Source organism: uncultured Bacteroides sp., from assembly GCF_958445495.1.
Lineage (GTDB): Bacteria > Bacteroidota > Bacteroidia > Bacteroidales > Bacteroidaceae > Bacteroides.
The window spans coordinates 34020-56369 of the sequence record NZ_CAUCSQ010000024.1 but is presented as its reverse complement, the minus strand read 5'-3'; the positions used below and the strand labels follow the sequence as shown (position 1 = coordinate 56369).

The following is a 22350-nucleotide window of genomic DNA, read 5'->3' as shown; positions in this document are numbered from 1 at the left end:
CTCGCTACAAAAGTAACTTTTTAACCAGAGATTACACAGAGTAGAGGAATTATTTTTAATCCTATAACACTAAAATTATCTAATGGACAAAGATTTATCCGATGAAGTTTACAATATTTTAACCTGACAGTATTATCTTCGGACAACTGATTTGCCCAATTAGACGGCATGTGCGGCGGACAGGACTTTTAGTTTGCCCAATTCGTCAAGGAATCCGAATGCATAAGCGGGCACGACATCCTGAACCATGACTTAAAGTACATAGTTCCCCTATTCGCAGGCAGGATATAAAATACCGAAAGCGATAGGGTACACTGTATCTTTCACCGCTGACGTTTCCGGCAAAGACTTATCGCTATTTACTGAAAAACGACAAACCGCCAACCGTCCGGACGGACAATTATCCGTATCCCGCGCCGGAAAGCCGATGTTATTCATTAACTTACAGTTTCTCGCAGAAATTCAAGAACGCGCCGGGGACGTTAATGCTGAAAAGGAAAGGAGACAGGGCTCAAGAGGTATCCGTCAGTTTTATCGCATAGTTGGAAAAGTAAGGCTGCCCCGTTACGATTCGGGACAGCCTTAACATAAAAGTGCAAAAAACAAACCCTGTCTATTACTTTTTACCTACATTGAATTCTGCAACCGTAATATTAATACCCGCGTCTTTATTCCAGTCTCTAAACACGACTTTGATATATCTGTAGCTAGAAGTCGCAACGAATTTTTCAAAAGTCACTTTGGAAGATTCGGTTGCAGGACCTACAGCAATATCTTCTTCAATTGCGGTATAGTTTTCATTATCATTACTTCCGAACATCGAAATCTTAAATGCCTGGAAATTGGCTGTCGTATTTCTATGTACATACTGGAAATAATTGAATTCCTGCTCGGCTTGCATATCGACGACAAAGAAAAGAACGTGGTCGGCCGGCGTCACTTCTTCATTGTATTTCTTTCCCGGTTTTGTCAAAGCCAGATAGGTAGTCGTTTTTCCGTCTATCAGATGTTCCGGATTACCGGTATCTTTATCTGTCGTATAATTCTTGCCGTTTGCATATACGATGGAGGTATCTACAAACCACAAAGCGCGTTCGAAGAGTGTCTTGGAGGCGTCTACCTTGAACCTGATGGTCTGGGAACCGGCAACACCCAACCCGTCTGCCGGTGTTATGTCGATTGTAACGTCTCCGGAGGCCAGTGTTTCCACCATCCCGTTCTCGTCTATCGAAACAACGCCTTCCCCGGCAACAAGCTTGTAGTTCAAGGTCTTGTCCGAAGCGTTAGACGGATAGACCGTCACGACAGAACCTAAATCGAAGAACTGGCCGACAGGAACTGTTTTTCCTTCCAGGTTTGCGGCATTGTTCAGGTCTATCCTTTCCACAGGAATCTTCCCTGTCACTTTCAACGGGATTTCTTTAGAGATTTCCGAACCGTCAACGGTGGATACGACGATGATGGCATCTCCTTCTTTCAAACCTTTGACAACGCTGCTTTCGTCCACCATTTCCGCATAATCGGCGAAACCTTCTTTCACTTCATAGCGGAGTGTCTTATTGTCCGCCGCAGACGGGACAACCACGACATATTGGGATAAATCCAACTCTTTCCCTTCTTCCACACGTATATTGTCACCGGTTATGTTCAAGTCGCTAATCAAGGTGGGTTCGACTCTCAACGTGCAACTTGTCGATATTTCTTTATTTCCACGGAATTTCACCGTCAAAGTAGTCTCGCCGACTTTCAGCAGCGTTATCGTGCCGTCTTGCTCCACCGTGGCGATACTGGTGTCGCCAATCTCATAAATATAAGCCTTGGAGTCAATGAGCACATCCTCCGGAGTGACCGCAATGGTAAGGGAATGCTTTCCATTAGCCAGCTTTACGGACAAGACATTGTTTTCGTCCACAAGATTCACTTTCAATTTCACATTATCGTAGAACGAATAGTCCGTGCTATATTCGTATTCTTCCGAACAGCCGATTGCCAGCAGGAAGGCGGCAACCAGGCAGAACGAACCTGTCAGATATTTATATATCGATTTCATACTTTTTTTATTTTATGGTTACCAACCCGGATTCTGTATTAACTTTCCGTGAGAAGCATTGATTTCCCGTTGAGGGATAGCGCTGAAATACATCTTCTGAGAGAAGAAGTGCTGTTCGATAGGCATTACACTCCATGTATAAGAACCGTCGCTCGCTCTCTCCCAAACAGCGGCGCTCGTCCACACGCCATCTAGGTTTTCGTACAGTTTACGGCGTTTCAAATCCCAGAAGCGGTTGCCGCATTCATTGGCGAATTCTATGCGTCTTTCATTGATGATGAAATCAATCATTTCATCCTTATCCATATTTGCCGGTACTCCGTATCTTTCATCATCTCCCGGCTCTATGCCCGCCCTGTCGCGAATCTCAAACAGTTGCTTTTCTATCTCGGCGCGGTTTTTATCCACATTCAGCTCCGTCAAGGCTTCGGCATACAGCAGCATGATGTCGGCATAGCGGATGAACGACAGTCCCACTCCTTCGTCGTACTCATTGCCCATCTTGGTGTCATTGCAGCATTTTCTGAAATAATAGCCGGTTTCGGTTCCGCCGCTCACACCGTAACCATCCTGGGTGGCATTCTTATATGTATATACTTTCTCGGCCTCGCCGCCTTTGGTCTTTATCCATTCGGCTTCATTGTAGATGATAGTATAGCCCAGACGGGGGTCACGGTTCTGGTACGGGTTCTTTTTATATTCCTCGCTTTCTTTATCAATAGGCGTACCGTCTTTCATCGGGAACGCTTCTATCAACTCATGGTACGGCTGAATCTGGCGACCGCCGCTACGGCTTTTAGGCAGTAGCGCGCTGGCGGGATAAGCCGTTGTATTGACCGTTACCCAAAACCAGACTCTTTCACTGTTCACACGTTTGGTAGTAGCCAGATAAAAACCGTTTCCCGGACGGGTCTCATTGTCTTTTACCAATTCATGGGTTCCCAACTCCATCAGCTCTTTGGCAGCAATGACTACATTCTGCCATCTGTTTACGTCATAATCATCATAGCCGACCAACAAACGATTGGCGCCGCTACCAATATTCCCTCCATTGTACAAAGGACTGGCTGCCAACGCATACAACTCGGTCAGCACTCCCAATGCGGAAGCTCTGGTGGGACGGCCATAATCCGCTCCTCCTTGTTCCAGAGGCAAGGCTTCGGCCACGGTCCGCAACTCTTGGGCGAGATAGTTCACACATTCCTCAAAAGTGGAACGCTCCAGAAAAGCCGGATTGAACGGGTCAATCACTTCGTCATAAAGCAGAGGCACCGCACCGTACTGACGCAACAGATGGAAATAGAAGAAAGCGCGGATGAAACGGGCTTCATAAGCCAGCTTTTCTTTAGTCGCTTCCGTCAACGGGGCTTTCTTATAATTCTGCAAGAAAGAATTGCAACGGTAAATCGTCTGGTAGGCTTCCTGCCATCCTCTCTGGAAATCCGTGAAACCGGCATTTGTCCCTCCTTGGCTGAAATCGCCCTTGGTATAAGCCGGCGTAAATTCCGTTACCCGGAAATAACCGCTGTAACGGCTATTGTCGGTCCCCGCTTCATAGTCTTTATAATTCTGCAAATTACTTGTCACACCGTGCGGCGACATCGTGACGCGGCCTACCTGCCAGAATAAGGCGGCATGAAATCCCATCACTTTCGCGCTGTCGGCGAAAACGGTCTCCAAATCATCTGTCTCTTTTCCTTTACTGTCAAGGAAACCTTCCGATGTTTCGGTACATGCCGCTATGATGCAGCATGCACACAGAAAGAATATGATTTTCTTTTTCATTGTATTACTCATTAAAATACGATTTGACATCCAAGATTATACACACGCTGCTGAGGATAAGTATCCACGGGATTACTTAAACGACTGCTTTCCGGGTCTACCTGATAGTCTCCCAACTCGGACCAGGTCATCAGGTTTTGTGCAGAACCATAGAAACGGACAGAATTCAAACCTACTTTCCTTACCCATGTCTCAGGCAGCCTGTAACCTATTTCCAGATTCTTCCAACGGATATAATTGGCTGAACGCAACCAGAAAGTCGATGTCTCGGCATTGTGTCCGTGGTCTTTGCTTAAAATAGGGAAAGTGGCATTCTTATTCATCTCGATTAACTGCGCCGAATCGGTTATCTTATTGCCGTTCTCGTCGAGGTCTGTCCATCTCCCTAAATGCAACGGTCTGGGACGGCCGTCGGTACTGCCAATCTTCAAAGCTTTCTGAAGGCTTAACGAAGCTCCGGTCGCTCCCTGGAACAGGGTGCTCAAATCAAAATTCTTGTAAGAGAAACCGATAGTCAACCCATAGTTGAAATCGGGGCGCGAATTGCCGATAGCCACTTTGTCATATTCGTTAATGACTCCGTCGGCCACTCCCTGCGGACCGCTGATATCTTTATAGCGGAGGTCGCCGGGCTTGGGGGTTCTCAATGTTTCCACCGGACCGTTGTCTATCTCTTCCTGGGTATTGTAGAATCCTTCGGCCACATAACCGAAAATCGTACCGATAGGCTTGCCTGTCTCCATACTCAGGACATACGGGCTGGGCGCTTCTCCCATTTCAATAATCTTATTCTTGGCATGTGATACGATGCCGCGGAAGAAATAGCTGAAATCGTTGCCAATCTTATCTCTCCAGGTGAATTCCGCATCCCAGCCTTTGTTTTCCGTACGCCCGATGTTCATCATGGGCAACACGCCATCCATATATCCTGCATAAAGCGGTATGGACATAGGGGTTGACAAGATATCGTTACGACGATTGTAGAAATATTCAAATGTGGCGGACAAACGGCTGTCGAACATTCTCAAATCTATACCGAGGTTCAACTTCTTTTCCACTTCCCAACGTACATTGTCATTACCAATCGTCTCCAGGAAATAGGCCGGAATCTTAGCTGTCGTACGGGGGTCTTCGCCAAACGGATAGTCATAATTCTTTTTATAGGATTCCACATAAACGTATTTGTCGCCGGGAACTGCGTCTGAACCGGAAAGCCCGTAAGAACCTCTCAACTTCAGCATATTCACTTTCATCGCATTGAACCCGCTTTTTGCATAAGGCTCTTCCGCCAAGTTCCATCCGAGAGAAATGGACGGGAAGAAGTCGAAACGGTTGTTCTTTGAGAAACGGTCCGAACCGTTATAGGTTCCGCTGAACTCGACCAGATATCTCGAATTATAGTCATAGCTTATACGGGTCGAATAACTCATCGAGTTACCGGGAGTGCCCGAACCTGTACGGTTGGAGTACCAATTGGCGAGCAACAAGGCGCCTACATTATGACCGCCGAACTTTCTATTGTATGATAAATCGACACGGCTGTTGATTTGCAGGTAAGGCGAACTGATGCTTTCGCTTACCGTCATGGGACGTAACACATAGACATCCTGGTTAATCGGTAAATAGGAACCTGTTTCCGCATCGCGATAGAAAGCCAAGAAATCATTCGTCCCGCGATGGAGTGTTCTTTTCGTTCCCCAACGGTTGGTGAGGGCCATCACGCCTCTTATCTTCAACCCTTTGGTGATGAAGTCCAATTTGTGTTCCAGGGTTATGTTGCCATTCACATTGTTTTTCCATTCACGGTCATAACCTCCTTGCGACATCAATGCCAACGGGTTCATGGATTCTCCGCTCTTCATGCCGAAGGTTCCGTCCGGATTGTAGGCCGGATAGTTCCAGGGTGTGAAATGACCGCCCAAAAGACGGGTGAAGATACTGAAAGTGCCGCTTTGTCCGGGATTGGGCAAATAAGGTTCATTCAACTCGGAAAGGATGGCGTTTGCATTAATCTTGAACAGGAAATCTTTCGTTATCTGGATATCGAAATTAGAACGAAGGTTATAGCGTTTCAAATAATAGTCATTATTGAAATCTTCTTCTTTGGGAATGTCTTTCAACAAACCTGTCTGATGCGTATAGCCGATAGCAACAAAATATTTCACTTTATCCGTACCGCCCTGCACATCCACGTTGTACTGCTGTACCATGGAGCTTTTCTTATACATCAAATCATACCAGTCTACATTGGGATACAGATACGGGGAATCGCCTGTGCGGAAATGTTCCAAAGCCTCATCGCTGAAAAGGTCCTGGTTTTTATCCAGCGAAGCCTGGTCTGCATCATTGATATACATTTCTTTGATAAGTTTCAAACTCTCATAAGAGTCCAAGAAGGTGTTTTTATAAGTGGGCTGCTGGAAGCCGACGTCTGCCCTGAAAGTGATTTTAGGCTTGCCTTCCGTACCACGCCGGGTAGTCACCAGGATTACACCGTTAGCACCTTTCAAACCGAAGATGGCCGTACTGCCCGCATCTTTCAATACGCTGATGTCCTGGATATCATTAGGAGACAGTTGTGAAAGGGTTGAGATATCCGATTCCACATCGTCAATCAACACCAACGGGGAAGTACTGACATCTGCATAAGTCCCGATACCCCGGATAAATATGTCAGCGGCATCCTTACCCGGCTGTCCGCTTCCCTGCAACTGGAAGAGCCCCGGCAAACGGCCGGCAAGCGCATTCTGGACGGTGGATGTCGGCGATTGTCTCAGAGTCATACCGTTGACCTGGCTGATAGAAGCGATATTGGAGAGCCTGGATTTCGTTCCAAAACCCTGTTGCACGATTTCTACTTCCTGAAGCATGTTTCCATCGCTTTGCATGGTGATAACCATACCGTCCGTAGCCGTTACCGTCTGTGCTGCATATCCGATATAGCTGACTTTAATCTTTGCTTTGGCCGATTTCAACTTAATGGAGAACTTTCCGTCAATATCCGTGATTGTCCCGTTTCCCGGAGAGTTTACTTCCAGAATAGTTGCTCCGACCAGTACTTCGCCAAGGTCGTCCTTAACGGTTCCTCTGACGGTTACTTGTGCCCATACGGCGAGCGGCATGAGCGCCAATAATAGAATGATTATTCGTTTCATAAGATTCTGTGTTTTTAATAGTTCCATCCGGGATTCTGGGTTAATTTCGTATTTCCTTGCATTTCACCTCTCGGTATGGGATACCAGTACATTCTTTCGTCAAAAGTGGATGTGCGTACATCGACATAATTATAACGGAACGTGCCGTCGGTCTGCTTGATAATCTCAACTCCTCTTACGGGCTGTGTCATAACGGATTCATCCCGGTCGGCAATCATCCAACGGCGAATATCCCAGAAACGATGTTCTTCAAAAGCCAGTTCTATTCTTCTTTCATTGCGGATTATTTTACGCATTTCCTGTTGGGAATAGTTTTCCGGCAATCCGTAACGCCCGTCGTCACCCGCTTCAATCCCCGCTCTTTTGCGTAATTGTATCAGACAATTCTCTATCTCCGCCTTATTGGTTTCCGTATCTACTTCATTCAATGCTTCCGCATAGTTCAACAATATCTCGGCATAACGGAATATCTGATAATGATGATAGGCCCCGTTAAAACCGGAATTATCGGCTTTCGTCTCATTCAAACCCAGGAATTTCCGTAAATAATAACCGGTTTGCGTTGTGAACAGCCCCGGTTTGTTGGATCGGTCAAGTCCGCCGTTGAAGGTTTCTACCGGTCTTTGCAGCCAGGTGGCGCCATTATAGAATACTGTGTATGTCAATCTCGGATCTCTGTTTGCATACGGATTCTGGGGGTCATACGTATATTTGGAGGTCGGATCGTCAATCGTCTTGCCGTCCAGCATCAAGAAAGCGTCTACCAGATTCTGGCTCGGACTGGTCAAGCCTTTGCATTTGTTTTTCTGATAGCCGCACGGGCTGTTATTGGACTCCAACGTCGTATTGCCGGAAGCTTCTTTCATCATAATCGTTTCCTTATTCAAGGTCGTGAATGCGGCATTGTCTCCGAAAAGAGCCAATAAGCCCGGAGTCGGTTCGGTCGTGGCTCCCTCTTCTTTTTCCGCCGTATAATGCAAATCATACACATTCAAGTCTATCACCGCTTTAGCAGCATCGGCAGCGTCCTGCCATTTCGACAAATTATTGCCGGAATTATAAAGGGGGCTTGCCAGGTAAAGTTTTAAACGTGATATCAAGGCTTTGGCAACTCCTTTATTCACCCGCCCGACCATACTTGCAGGAGTTTCCGCAACACCATATAAATCGGCGTAACAGGAAGCCGCATTTTCTTCACTGATTTCATCCAGGATATATTGAGCGCATTCGTCTATGCTGCTGCGGGCTATATTCCAGTCTTCATCGTAATCGATGACCCTGTCTCCCAACAAGGGCACGCCGCCCCACCTTTTCATCAACTCAAAGTAAAAATAAGCTCTGAGCAACCGGGCTTCCGCCTTCATTCTCTTTATCTCTTCCTTCGTAAGCTGGGTAGAGGAAGGATAGCCTTCGATTTTTTCAAGAAACAGGTTCGCCCTGCGAATGCCGACATAGAAATTTTGCCAGGCATTGCCGTCGAGACTGGCGATATTTTCCGGCGACAAGCTGCCGTTCCGATAATTTTCCAGACTGCTGCTGCCTCCTTTGTCTCTCGTAGCCACTCCGTCGTCAGTGGCTGCATCCAAATATGAATCACTCAAACGGGTATGCAGGCTCGGCAAGGATAAATAGATAGCCTGGTGAAGATATTTCATGTTGACTGCCGTAGAATCTTTCGGGTTCGTCACATCCGCTTCCGTATTCCATTCCAACGGTTCAGATTCGAATGTATTGCATGCGCCCACTGTCAACAAACCCGTAATACATGCAACTTGAATCGTTTTATATATGATTTTTTTCATGTTGTTTTCTGATTTAGAATTGAATGTTAATACCGAAATTATAGGCTTTCGTATTAGGAACCAGTCCGGTAGAGGTTCCGTTCGTGAAACCTAAAAGTTCCGGGTCACGGTCTTTAATTCCACTGATTGTAACCAGATTATAGCCATTGACAAAAAACTTAATGCCGTCAATATGAATGCGTGAGGTCCACGTCCTTGGCAACGTATAAGACAATTCAACATTTTTCAGCCGCAAATAGCTTGAGTTTTCCAACCAGAAAGTGGAGGTTCTCTCATTATAGCTGTTTCCTCCCGCCGACAACCTCGGATATCTTGCATTCGGATTTTCCGGCGTCCAACGGTCCAGATGCTCTTCCAGGGCTTGTCCGTACCCGCTCTGCGCATTAAAGGTAAACGGCATGACTTTATTTGTAGTCTGGGCATTGCCCAACCCTGCCCATTGCATGCTGAAAGCCAGTCCTTTCCATTCTGCCCCCAGATAAATTCCATATTCAATCAATGGGGCATTGGTTCCGATGGCTTTAATATCTTTTCCGTCGAGAATGTGGTCTCCGTTCAAATCACGGTATCTCACATCGCCCGGCTGCGGAATGTATCCTTCAATTTTGGTGGTCGCCAGATAATCGTCTATTTCCTGCTGGCTTTGAAAAAGGCCGTCTGCCACATAACCGAAAATCTGGTTATATTTCTCGCCTACACGTTGCATATAGGATTCCGGATAGGCGTTTTCTCCGTTAGCCAACAATTTGCTCTTATAGAACAGGGCATTGGCGTTGGCGACAAATGACACATCGCCCAATCTTTTGTTATAAGTTACATCCAGCTCAATACCGCTTCTTCTGTATTTTCCCAGATTTTCTTTAGGAAGTTCCATACCTATCAGATGGTTGGCGTCTTTACTTACAGACTTTTGAAGGACATCGGCATAGGTGTTACGGAAGTACTCTACAGTAGCGGTCAGGCTCCTGTTGAAAGCCTGGAGGTCTACACCGATATTCCAACGGGTAACTTTTTCCCATTTAGTGAGATAAGGCATATTGGCTTCTATCAAAGTGGTTTGTTCCGAAGGAGTGGAACCCCAGTATATCTTATCGCTCGTTTTGTAATATTTCATATAGGTATAGTAATAGTCGCTTAAAGTACCGCTACTGCTCCTGTAATATGCTCCCGTACCGTCATTACCGTTTATTCCGAATGTGGCCCTCAGCTTCATGGAGTTAATGACGGAAGTATTAAACCACTCTTCCTTATGTATGTTCCATCCGGCCCCCACTGACGGGAAAAGTCCCCACTGCTCACCGGGTTTCAACGTATTAAGGTTCATTCCCGCAAGGGCAAATTCTGCCAGATAACGTCTGTCATAATCATATTCTGTACGGAAACCGACCGAGTTTTTACGTAACGGGATGTTCTTCGCACTGGCTGTAAAATCATTATACGAATACAGGGCTTTTGTCCTGAAATTATGTTTCTTGATATTGAAATCATATCCTACGGCAAGTTCAAGATACTGCATGCGGTTCAAACGATTATAGCTCGTGGAATTCGCTTGGGAACTGGACGACGCCATCTGCTGGTATATCTCTTCCGCATCCGGATCTGTCGGGTCTTTCCAGTAGGAATAAACTTCAAAGTTCTTGCTCCTATTCAACGCTTCACGGTAAGAGGAGTTGTAAGAATAGGTGGCACTGGCATACAGTCCTTTCAATGCTCCCTGGAAATGATGTTCCAGAATGGCGTCAATGTTGAAGTCTGTTTTCGGATAGAGATAGTAACCGGACAGCACCGATTGCCCGTATAAGTTGTTGCTCTGGTAAATCGGGCTGCCTCCCAACGTTCCGTCAGGATTGAAAACGGGATAGGCGTTGTTCGGAGTTGTGTACATGTCTCTGTAGATACTGCCCATGATGGCTTTTCCCGGCGTCGTCTCACGGTACATCTGCCCAAACACGTTTACCTTGAACAAGGTATGATCGGTTATGGCGATATCCGTATTTGTACGCAAAGAATATTTTTTCACATTTTCGCGCGTGTTGTAACTGTTCAACGAGTTATCCTGTTTCAGGAACCCGTCTTGATTATATACATTCAAATCAATAAAGTATCTTGCCACTTTTCCGCCTCCCGACAAATTCAGGTTATATTGCTGGACCGGGGCGGAATTACGTAACAATTGTTTCTGCCAGTCTACATCAGGATGGGTATAAGGGCTGGCTCCCGTCCGATAAAGGTCTAAATCTGTCTGTGAATACATGGGGGCTTTCCCGTCGTTTGCCAACGCTTCGTTCAACAAGCCGGCATATTGATAGGAATTTAAGAAGTCCGGACGGAATATTTGACGGTTAAAAGCCAGTTGTGCCGTAAAATCAATCTTCATGGATGTTTTTTGCCCGCGTTTGGTTTTGATATAGACCACTCCGTTGCCACTGGACATACCCATCAAAGAAAGTCCTAAACCGTCTTTTATGATTGATACGGACTCTATCTGGCTGACCGGAATATTCGCATCCGAACGTGGAATTCCATCGACAAGGATAAGCGGCGTGTTTCCTCTCAAACGAAATGAGCGTTGTTCCGTAGGGTATCCCTGCGACATGTTGATATATAGCCCCGGCAACACTCCATCTAAAGTGGATTCCATCATAAATACGGGCCTGTGCTGCAATCTGTCACCCGACACGGTAGAGATTGCCTGGACAGAGACTTCCGAATCCTGACTTCCCATAATTACATTCTTTGTCTCTGCACGTTGTTTCAAAGGAACATCTTTTTTACTCTCCGCTTGTTCTTGCGCGGCTACAAAACTGGCTGCACACAGCAAACAGAGCGCAAACAGGCAATTCCTGCGCCTTGAAGTGTTTCTTTGCTTTAATAGTTTTTTCATACGTATTAATTATATTTTAAGAGTTGCAAAATAAATCACGCTTATTCCCCTGTTCTGTCTTTTATGTCAAGGCGTCACGGTAAACTCCTTTACTGCCTTTGGAGGAACGGACTTTAAGCTCTATGACATAAGGCTCACCGGGATTTTTCGACGGGACGGATACATTATATTCATTACGTGCGGTTTCAACGACCGGAATATCTTCTCCCGTACTCAAAAGGGAAGCATGCTCTATCGAAATTCCTTTGGGAGTCTTCACGAGCAGGAGATTGCTGTAGGGCTGATTGAAGACGACCATGTATATCTCGCCATTCTTGCCGAGCGTGTAATATCCCCAGTCTTGTTTGTCAAAACCTGCATAATCGCAACCGTAAACCGATTTTCCGTAACGATGCATCCAACGGCCGATGGCGGCAGCCAATGTTTTTTCTTCTGCACGGAAGTCGCCGTCAGCCTGAGGGCCGAAGTTGACAACCATATTGCCTCCCATGGATACTGCATGCACGATGCGGTCGAGTACTTCAATCGGGGTTTTCACATAGCTGAGGGACCAGTCTTTATGGTATCCCCACTGGTTTTCGGGAACGGTCATACAGGCTTCCCAGTCCCAACGGGTGACTTTAAGGTCTTTCACCGGGTCGGGCAGACGCCGTTCATAACCGGATTCGTAATCACCCATAAGACGGCCGTTGCTGTCGAAATGGCGTTTGCCTTTGTCGTCGGCACGCAGACGGCTGTTGATGGTTACGCCGGGAATAAGCTCTTTGAGCATCTGTTCGGCATGGGCTGTCCACCATCCATTCTTTCTGATACTGGCATCCCACGTCCCGTCAAACCAGAAGTCTTTAACCGTAGGATAGAGTGTGGCAAGTTCTTTCAACTGGTTGTCGGTAAATTCAAGGAAACGGCTGAATGCAATGCTGTCTTCACGGGATTTGATGTCATAACGATAGTCCGGATGGCTCCAGTCCATTACGGAGAAATAGAAATGAACATCAATACCTTCTGCGTTATAGGCTTTAACCATCTCACCGAGCAAGTCGCGTTTGCAAGGTGTGTTGGCTACCGTATATCGGGTATATTTGCTCGGCCATAAGCAGAAGCCTTCATGATGCTTGGTCGTAATCTTTACGTATTTCGCGCCCATTTCTTTAGCCATCCGCGCCCATTCCTTAGCATCAAATTTCGAGGGATTCCATTGTTCCATTAATTTCAACCACTCACCGGAAGGTACTTTGGCCCAGCTCTTCAACCATTCGGCAGCACCGCCATAGACTTTGCCGTTCCACTCGCCACCGGGAATAGCATAAAGCCCCCAATGGATGAAAGCCCCTAAACGATTATCACGGAATTTCTGCATGGCGGGGTCTTGGCGTTTGCCTTCATTGGTTGCGCCATACTTCAAAGGAATAGCATTTACCGTTTCCTGGCCGAAAACGGAAACACTCACTGTAAACAAAAAGAATAATGTTATTAGTCTGATTTTCATTGTATAGTATTTATATTATTATGAATAAAGTAAAAAGGGCGTTAGGGTTTAAAAGCCGATACGGTCTCATCAGTTATCTCATGGACATTGGAAGCCGGCATCGCATAGCCTGCGTCATTGATTTCTTCTTTCAAGGAGTTTATCTGATTTTGAGTGATGGTGAATATTTTATTTCCATAGTCATTCAGGGTTGTATTTACAGGTTTGAGGAATCCCCATTTGTCAAAGAAGTCCAGGAGATTCAGCCCTGAAATCCGACATACTTGACGGACGAAATCCAATTGGTCCATGCCTGCATTTTTTCCTTGTTCGCTCGGACTCGGATTATTACGGAAGTATTCGTACAAATCATGATAGAAGTCTTTCTGTCCCAAAGCGTCTACGATATAGAGTTTCAGTTGCCAGAAAGGAACTAACTGGGTTTCACGCGAATTAATGTCTATCGAAGGAAGACAATGCGCGCGACCGCCGTCGATTATATAGTCTGTCGAGACTTCATAGAAGTTCTTGACATTCTTATAGTCTGCATCCGAATAAAGTTTACTGCCGTCTTCTATTACCGGATTTCCTTTGTCTGTCTGCAATTTACACGGTTGTCCATATTTTGTTTGGACATACAAGGCTGTCAGGTTATTGGTTACTTCGGTCATTCCCGCCCATTTTAATCCCGGACGGGTCTGGTTGCAATGGCCTACCTCGTGTGCCGGCCCCCAAAGGCGGGTACCGAACTTGTCCGGATTACAGAAGATTTCCGCATACGATGTCCCTGCACTATATACCGTACGGTAATCGGAAGCGTTAGGACTCGCTGCCTTATAATCAAGACAGAAATGCATGCGGTTGTTGAACATCTTATCGTACTTAACAAGCCCCAGGAATTCTTCTTCCCAATAGACTAACTTATCGCAGTTGTCAATGGTCTTAATGATGTTTGTCACAATCCCTTCATTGCTCTGTACATTTTTTCCCTTAAACTGTTCTACATTCCAGGTAATATGAGAATAATAACCTAAAACGTCAATATCCTGGTATCGAGCATTATCCAGGATTTCTTCCCATTTCGCTTGTGTTTTATGTTTTTGAATATCAAAATAACCGTTCACTTTGCCGAAAACAAAATGAGCAGTCACGGTTTTTGCAGCAGCGGCTTTTTTCGCTTCTTCTGTTTCCAATAACAAAGGGATATCTTCCTCTACATTATTCAATAGATAAATCAGCCCTCCGATAGGAGCTATAACTCTATTCAGGCCTTCGTTCAACGCGATAGTCTTGCTATTGCTGTATCCTTCACTCAGGTCTTGGATGATAATGGATATTTGCGCGCCTTCATATACATTGCCTAAATAAATAAAGAGCTCATCACCTTCTTCTGCATAAATACCGGTAGGATTGTCTCGCAGGCTGTATTTTGAGGTCTTATTTTTAGCTGCCATGATAGCCGGATCTTGATAAGGACGATATTCCGCCACACGGAATTCTTTTTCATATTCACCTTTTTTCAGGGAAACTGCCAGCTCTCTCATCTTTTCGTGAGGTATCTGTGCTATTTCCTCATCTGTAATTCCGGCTTTCAACTCAGAACAAGACTCATCTGTGAAGTATGCGCTAAAATCGCTTTTCTGATTGACATGCACTATGTCTTTATGGTCTTTATCATACACTAATGTTATAACTGCCGAACGGGCAAACCCCGACGGAGATACGGATATGGATAAGATATTATTTTCCAGTTTTACATCACACCATAACCTGTTTTCTTCGGAAAGTATGCAAGCGATACGTTCTGCATCTACAGACTGATCCAATGTCAGCGGGAATTCTTTGGTTCCCCCTTTCACATCGAACTCGATACTACCCGGCAATTCGGAAATCCAGTTATCAGGGATTTCATTCTTTTTGTTGTCATCACTACATCCTGTGCTTAAAAATAAACAGAGGAAAGACAGAAATAAATACCAGACCGGTATTTGGAATTCTTTTTTTGTGCTCTTCATACTTGTTTAATTAATTTTTTGATTTTATAAATTAAAACAGTGTGAAAGTATGGGGAAAGTTAAAACATGGATAAAGCAAATCCTGCGAAAAGAGTTCTTCTAAGTCCACATGGAGGATTTGGATACATAATATGGAAGATTTGGGTATATTATTCCATATTTCTTTAATTTGATACCATATTTACACTAAACGGAGAGGTTATGTACGTGTTCTTTTCCGGTATTTCCGTACTTATCTTGCAACAAATTAAGGAATGGGATTCTCATCCGGCAACGCTTCAAACAGACGACAACCGTACTTGTGGAAAATATCGGCAGGTTCTTCCGGCAAATTCACCTGCTCTTTTGCGTATATCAAAGATTTTCACGAACTTAGTACATAATACCTAATTTTTAATATACATCATGGCAAAATTTCGTTTCCTTATGTCCTTGTTATGTATCGCAGGACAATGCTCCGTATTATCAGCACAAATAAATTTTTTCGTATCTCCCGATGGGAAAGATACAAATGACGGAAGTGTACGAGCGCCTTTCAGAAGTATTGAAAAGGCAAAACATGAGGCCCGCAAACAACACGGGACTATTACCATTTATTTAAGGCAAGGAAAATATTTCCTGACCCGTCCGCTAGTCTTTACTCCGGAAGACGGGGGTGGGCAAAAACAACTGACTGTCCGTTCTTATCCCGGCGAACAGGCCACTCTTACCGGCGGAATTCCTCTTAAACCAGACTGGCAACCTCATAAAGGAAATATAATGAAAGCCCGGGTGTCCATTCCTTGTACAATGGATATGTTATTGGTGAACGGAGTTATACGTCCCATGGCACGTTATCCTGACTTTGATTCTACTGCCGTCCGTTTGAACGGAACGTCGGCAGACGCGACTTCACCGGAACGAATCAAAAAATGGAAAAATCCTGCCGGAGGCTATTTACATGCAATGCATTCACATGATTGGGGAGATTTCCATTTCCGAATCATTGAAAAAGAAAAAACGGATAAACTGAAACTGGAAGGGGGATGGCAAAACAACAGGCCTTCCGGCTTGCACCCGCATAATCGAATGGTGGAGAATATTTTTGAAGAGTTGGATGCGCCCGGAGAATGGTATTACGATACGAAAGAATCTATCCTTTATTATTATCCAATGCCTCATGAGGATATTACCGTTGCCTTATTGGAAGCGCCTCAACTAAAACATTTAATCGAATTTCGCGGCAGCGAGCAATCACCTGTCAGAAATATTACTATTCAAGATATAGCGTTCACCCAGACAATACGTACTTTTATGGAGCGGTATGAGCCTCTTTTACGTTCCGACTGGACTATTTACCGCGGAGGGGCTATTTTCCTGGAGGGTACTGAGAACTGTGTTATTAAGAACTGCGATTTGCATCATTTAGGAGGCAATGCTCTTTTCTTTTCGAACTACAACCGGAATTCATCCGTATCCGGATGCCATTTTTTCCAAATCGGGGCAAGCGCTATTTGTTTTGTGGGTAACCCGGAAGCGGTACGTTCACCTAGTTTTGAATATGGGAAGTCTGTTCCCATACCAGAATTAGACCGTACTCCCGGTCCTGCAAACAACGATTATCCGGCTTATTGTTCTGCATACGATAATCTGATTCACCACATCGGACTTTTCGAGAAACAGACTACCGGAATAGAGCTTTCAATGTGCCGGTTCATCACTGTCGGCCACAACAGTATTTATCATACGCCCCGTGCCGGTATCAACATCAGCGAAGGGACTTGGGGCGGACATATCATCGAATATAACGATGTTTTCGACACGGTGAAGGAAACCGGTGACCACGGAGCATTCAATTCATGGGGACGTGACCGTTTCTGGAGAAGCTCATATAAAGAGATGGCCCGGTTGGTAGAGGCGGAACCCGGACTGATTCTTGCAGATGCTTCGTCTTGCACCGTTATCCGCAACAACCGTTTTAAATGTGACCGCGGTTGGGACATAGATTTGGACGACGGTTCCAGCAATTACCATATATATAATAATTTATGTTTAAACGGAGGTATAAAATTACGGGAGGGGTTCTATCGCACAGTAGAAAATAACATAATGATTAACTGTACTTTCCATCCGCATGTCTGGTTTAGAAACAGCGGCGATGTATTTGCACGGAATATAATTATGGAGCCTTATCGGTCTATCGGTGTCTCACACTGGGGGACAGAGGTCGACTATAATCTGTTTACTGACAGTACCGCATACGTAGCCGCTCGTAAAAATGGCACGGATGAGCATTCTATCGTTTATCCAGTCACATTCTGCAATCCTTTAACCGGAGATTTTAAGATTAAGCAAATAGCTGAAATCAGCCCTTTATGCGGATTCAGGAATTTCGAGACGGACAGATTCGGGGTCATCTCTCCCAGGCTGCGTTCGATAGCTAAACGTCCACAAATGCCGCACCCGGCTATATGGCAGGAAACTGCACGGGCATCTGTACTTGAATGGTCCGGATTGTCTCTCAAGAACCTGGAGACTTTAGGGGAGCGTTCTGCTACAGGGATGGATTCGGAACGAGGGGTATATGTCATCTCTGTCCGAGTAATGGGAAATCCTCTCAGGGATTTTATACATGCTAATGACGTTATTCTCAAGTTTGACAAAAAAACGACGAATAACCTGGCAGATTTAAAACAGGCTATCCAGAAGGCGGACTTGACAAGCCCTATAGAAATAGTCTTATTCAGAAACCAGAGGGAGTATCCGCTTACTATTCCGGGAAATACAATCAAACAAAAAATACTGTAGAAAATCCGTCCATTGCCTGTCTATGAAAGGGATTGATAATCATGCTTTTCATAGACAGGATTTGAATTTTTCCAACTTGCGTAACCGTTTTCTTTCAAATGAATGACGGTCAGTCTCCCTTTTTACTCCTGACTGTTTGCGGGGCCACTCCAAAAAACGACTTAAAGGATTTGCTGAAATAACGGGGAGAAGAGAATCCTAATCGGATGGCAATCTCGGAGATGTTCCATTCCGGACGATTTTTCAACAAGTTCATGGCTTCATCCAGTTTTACTTTTAGGATAAATTCATTGGGTGTCAATCCGGTTATTTGTTTGAACTGCATATATAATTTGCTACGCCCCATACAAAGTTCCGAAGCCAAAGACATCACGTCAAATTCCGGATTTTCAAAGTTTCTCTGAATAATATTTACGGATTTTTCTAATAATTCCCGCTCATGTTCGCTAATGGCGCTCACTCCTATTGTTGTCTCTGCAGCGGGTTTGCCGGCATAATGGGCTATCAGCCGCTTCTTATTTCTGATTAAATTATTACAACGCGCCAACAAGACTTTAACATTGAACGGTTTGGTTACATAATCATCTGCTCCGAACATAAAACCTTCCACCATATATTCCGGAGAGCTTTGTGCTGTCAATAAGACAATAGAAATATGAGAAAGCTCGACATTGTTTTTTATTTTATAGCATAATTCTTTTCCTGAGACTTCCGGCATCATCACATCGCTTACAATCAAATCCGGTTGCAACTGCCGCGCCATTTCAAGCCCCTCACGTCCGTTATGGGCCATATTTACCTCATACATCGGTCGGAACACATCAGCCAGCATAAGGAGAAGTTCTTCATTATCTTCTACCAGCAAAAGGGAAGGTTTATTATCTTCCGACTTTTCATCCAAAAATAAATCCGATTCTTCTTCCAGCCGCATCAACGGTATATCCGGAAAAATAGAGGTGTCTTTCAATACCGTGGCTGTTTCCCCTTTTTCCGCATGGGTTATTTCTTCTTTACTGAAATGCCGGTTACCCAACAAAAGGCTCAAGGAGAACCGGCTTCCTTTACCGACTTCACTGCTCACTTCAATCTTCCCATGATGCATATCCATGATGCCTTTAGAAAGTGCCAAACCGATGCCTGTGCCCGGAGTGAAAAAAGAAGAAGTATCACCTGCCTGATAAAACCGTTCAAATATCTTGGAAATATCCTTATCCTGAATGCCGATGCCTGTATCGGTGACAGAGACTATTGCCTGTAAATTATTCTTTTTCACTTCTACTGTTATGTTACCTTTGTCCGGAGTGTATTTAAAAGCATTTGACAACAAGTTGAAAATAACTTTCTGCAATTGCACCGAATCGAACCAAACGGATATGGTATCCTCTACAAACAGAAAACGATAGGTTATTTCTTTTTTCTGCGCATATTCATAGAAACACATGTATATCTGACGGGTAAAAGCTACTAAATCCTTTTCCTCAACTTTAAGTTTCAGATAGCCTTGCTCTTGTTTACGGAAATCCAATAATTCGGATATCAGGTTTCTCATGTGCCATGCATTCTTATATATACGCAAAATCCGGTTATAAACGACTGTGCCCAGATTGTCCATTTGCATCAATACTTCTATCTGTCCCAAAATAAGTGTCAACGGAGTCCGGAATTCATGAGAGATATTAGTGAAAAAACGTAACTTTACCTGATTCAATTCTTCAATCCTTTCTTTTTCTTTCCGTTCAAACTCTAAAGAAGATTTCAAGGCTGCCTGTCTGGTCTTGAAACGGATGAATGCAACCAATACCCCTATTATACCTAGAAAGTAAAATAAATATGCCCATGCGGTAGCGTAAAAAGGTGCAGAGACATGTATATTCAAACGTATTTCTTCATTCCGGCTTTCTTTGCTTTCCAACGAACGTGCCCTGAGCGTATAATTCCCCGAAGGTAAATTGGTGTAGGTGACGGTCGTACCCGAAGTTTTAGTCCAGGCTTTGTCGAAACCGTCCAAACGATATTCGAACAAATGATTACGTTCATTATTATAATTGAATGTAGCCAGCTCTATCGTCACATTATTTTGCTTGTGGCTTAAATAAATATCGGATGTCTTTGCCAATATATCCGTCAAAATACCTAAACAATCATTCGGAGTCACTTCATCATTAAAGATAAACAGTTTATCAAAACTTAAAAAACTCCGAGGCGGAGGTGCATACAAGGACTGTTCCTGAAACAAGGCAAGGCCATTCGTACCGCCAATATAAATCACTCCTTTCTTACTCCGGTACAATGCGGACTCTTGGCTATAAGTCTGACGGAACGGATGATATGTGTCTTCTGCCATTCCTTTTTCCCGATTAAAGACGGACAGGCCTCCACCATGTAAAACAAACAGGCAGTGTTCTTCCACCGACTCGCAGATATAATAACAATAATCATTGGGAAGGCATCCGTTGGATGTTCTATAGGACTCAAAAGAGTTATCTTTTTCCCGGTATTTAAATATTCCCGAACCTATCGTACAAAAATAAATATCTCTTTTACTATCTTCAAAAATATGTACTACTTTAAATTTACCTATTGCAGAACGGCTATCGGCATCCGTCACATACCGGGTTATTTTTGACGAAGGCAAATCGACACAGATGACTCCGCCACTGACAGAAGACAGCCACATGCGTTCCCGGCTGTCAATCAGGAAGGTTTCAAAAGCATATTCTTTATTTAAAATTCGTTGAATTGCCGTATCGGTGGAGAGTGGAGAAAATTTCTCTGTTTCCGGATTCATAAATACAGGTCCCCCTTGTGTCAGCAAAGCAAGACCGTCTTTATATGCTTGAATATCATTTACTATTTCATGCGGTAACGAAACCGGATCTCCTTCTATATGATGGAAGGAATGTCCTTTATTCGACTTTAAATCCAAAACAAACAAACCTCCGAAATGAGAACCGACATATAAACGATTATTTTCCTTCCGGTAAAATATGGATTTCAGATTATTGCTGCCCACACTTCCCGGTTCTCCCTCTTTATGCTGATAACGAGTAAAACGCCCGGTATTCGTATTATAACAATTCAACCCTCCGCCTTCCGTACAAATCCATATATTTCCCCGACTGTCTTCTGTCATTTTTCCGATAACGGGAAAACTTAAACAGTCTTCTTGCAAAGGTTCGGCATAATAAAAATGATTATTGGCCTTGTCCGGATTAAAGACATTCACCCCTCCATAATAAGTACCCACCCAAATATTACCCTGCATATCTTTATGAAGGGACAAGATAGAATGATGACTTAACGTATTCGACGAATCTCCATAACGAGTATAATGTATCCACTCGTCAGTAGCAGGGTCATAGCAGTCAAGCCCGCGGTAAGTACCCACCCAAATACGTTTAAAATCATCTTCCAATACGCATCGGACTTGATTATCCGACAAATCACCCATTCCGGGGGCACTGGTGTAATGAGTGATTTCACGATTGACGGAAAGACGATATAAACCATCCCATGTACCCACCCAAATATTACCTGTACTATCTCCCGAAATGCATTTTCCTCTACTGAATGAAAGCAATGTATCTTGCCGTACCGGATTCTTACGCGAAATTACAACCAGATGATTCCGGGTAATCACCCATATCATATCATCCGTCACATATAAAGCTTCTCCTTGCCCAACCCCGTCCCGTAACCGGGTCACAAAAGTCAAATCTGAACTTTCGCTTGTATAATAATAGATGCCGCCTTTACAACTGACCCAAAGAGTATCTTCTCTACAGAACATTCCTCTTACATCATTTTGACGTAGACAGGTAAACCGTTCTTTATAAATATCCAGTTTTATCAAATCGCCTCCGGAACGAATGTACATCCTCCCCTTTTTATCTCCACACAGCTCGTTAATCTCATTATTTGTCAGCCCTTTATTTTCCTGGGAAGGACGGAATATTCTCACATCTTTACCATTATATCTATCCAATCCTTCTGTGGTTCCCAGCCATATCGCTCCTAACTCATCCTGATAAATGGCCGGAATACAAACTTGAGATAACCCATCAGATACTCCCAAGTGCTTAAAATAATGATTTTTAGCACAAACCGCCATCAAAAGGCATAAAAGACTAAAGAGAAAGGTTATTACTCTTTTCATGTTTATTATAATTATAAATACCGGATAGCAAATTTACAAAAAAAAACAATTGTGATTAAAAATCTCCGCTATTTATACCATTTTTTCTTTCTGTCACACCAAATCGGAACAAAAATCCTGAAATTAAACCTTCTCTCACCAACTACATGGTTCCGATATTTTTATTTTTCTATTTTGTATTCATAAATCGTTTATCATATTTTAAAATAACAAAATCGCTATAGCAATCTCTAAATAGAGGCTATAGC

General features: G+C 44.1%; 9 protein-coding genes. 1 reads left to right on the top strand and 8 read right to left on the bottom strand.

What is annotated here, in order from left to right; translation table 11 throughout:
- Positions 1-616: 616 nt before the first annotated feature.
- From Q5076_RS10085 to Q5076_RS10055, 7 genes are all read right to left on the bottom strand, one after another.
- Positions 617-2050, bottom strand: coding sequence for a discoidin domain-containing protein (locus tag Q5076_RS10085; RefSeq protein WP_303012888.1), 1434 nt, complete (start codon positions 2048-2050; stop codon positions 617-619).
- 18 nt (positions 2051-2068) lie between these two features.
- Positions 2069-3835: a RagB/SusD family nutrient uptake outer membrane protein gene (locus tag Q5076_RS10080; protein ID WP_303012887.1), complete on the bottom strand. Its 1767-nt coding sequence runs from the start codon at positions 3833-3835 to the stop codon at positions 2069-2071.
- A gap of 11 nt (positions 3836-3846) precedes the next feature.
- Entirely contained in the window at positions 3847-6990 is a 3144-nt protein-coding gene (locus Q5076_RS10075; protein ID WP_303012885.1) for a TonB-dependent receptor, read from the bottom strand.
- 14 nt (positions 6991-7004) lie between these two features.
- Positions 7005-8792, bottom strand: coding sequence for a RagB/SusD family nutrient uptake outer membrane protein (locus Q5076_RS10070; protein WP_303012884.1), 1788 nt, complete (start codon positions 8790-8792; stop codon positions 7005-7007).
- 13 nt (positions 8793-8805) lie between these two features.
- Positions 8806-11676, bottom strand: a complete 2871-nt coding sequence (locus Q5076_RS10065) for a SusC/RagA family TonB-linked outer membrane protein (protein ID WP_303012882.1) — start codon at positions 11674-11676, stop codon at positions 8806-8808.
- A 61-nt stretch (positions 11677-11737) separates the two neighbouring features.
- On the bottom strand, positions 11738-13165 hold the full coding sequence (locus Q5076_RS10060; RefSeq protein WP_303012881.1) for an alpha-L-fucosidase: 1428 nt from the start codon (positions 13163-13165) through the stop codon (positions 11738-11740).
- A 41-nt stretch (positions 13166-13206) separates the two neighbouring features.
- Entirely contained in the window at positions 13207-15159 is a 1953-nt protein-coding gene (locus Q5076_RS10055) for a M60 family metallopeptidase (protein WP_303012880.1), read from the bottom strand.
- A gap of 405 nt (positions 15160-15564) precedes the next feature.
- Between Q5076_RS10055 and Q5076_RS10050 the strand changes: the two genes are divergently transcribed.
- Positions 15565-17946: a PDZ domain-containing protein gene (locus Q5076_RS10050; protein WP_303012878.1), complete on the top strand. Its 2382-nt coding sequence runs from the start codon at positions 15565-15567 to the stop codon at positions 17944-17946.
- 109 nt (positions 17947-18055) lie between these two features.
- On the opposite strand, the gene Q5076_RS10045 is transcribed toward Q5076_RS10050, so the two are convergent.
- Complete coding sequence (locus Q5076_RS10045; protein ID WP_303012876.1) at positions 18056-22102, bottom strand: two-component regulator propeller domain-containing protein; 4047 nt, start codon at positions 22100-22102, stop codon at positions 18056-18058.
- Between the last annotated feature and the right edge of the window lie 248 nt (positions 22103-22350).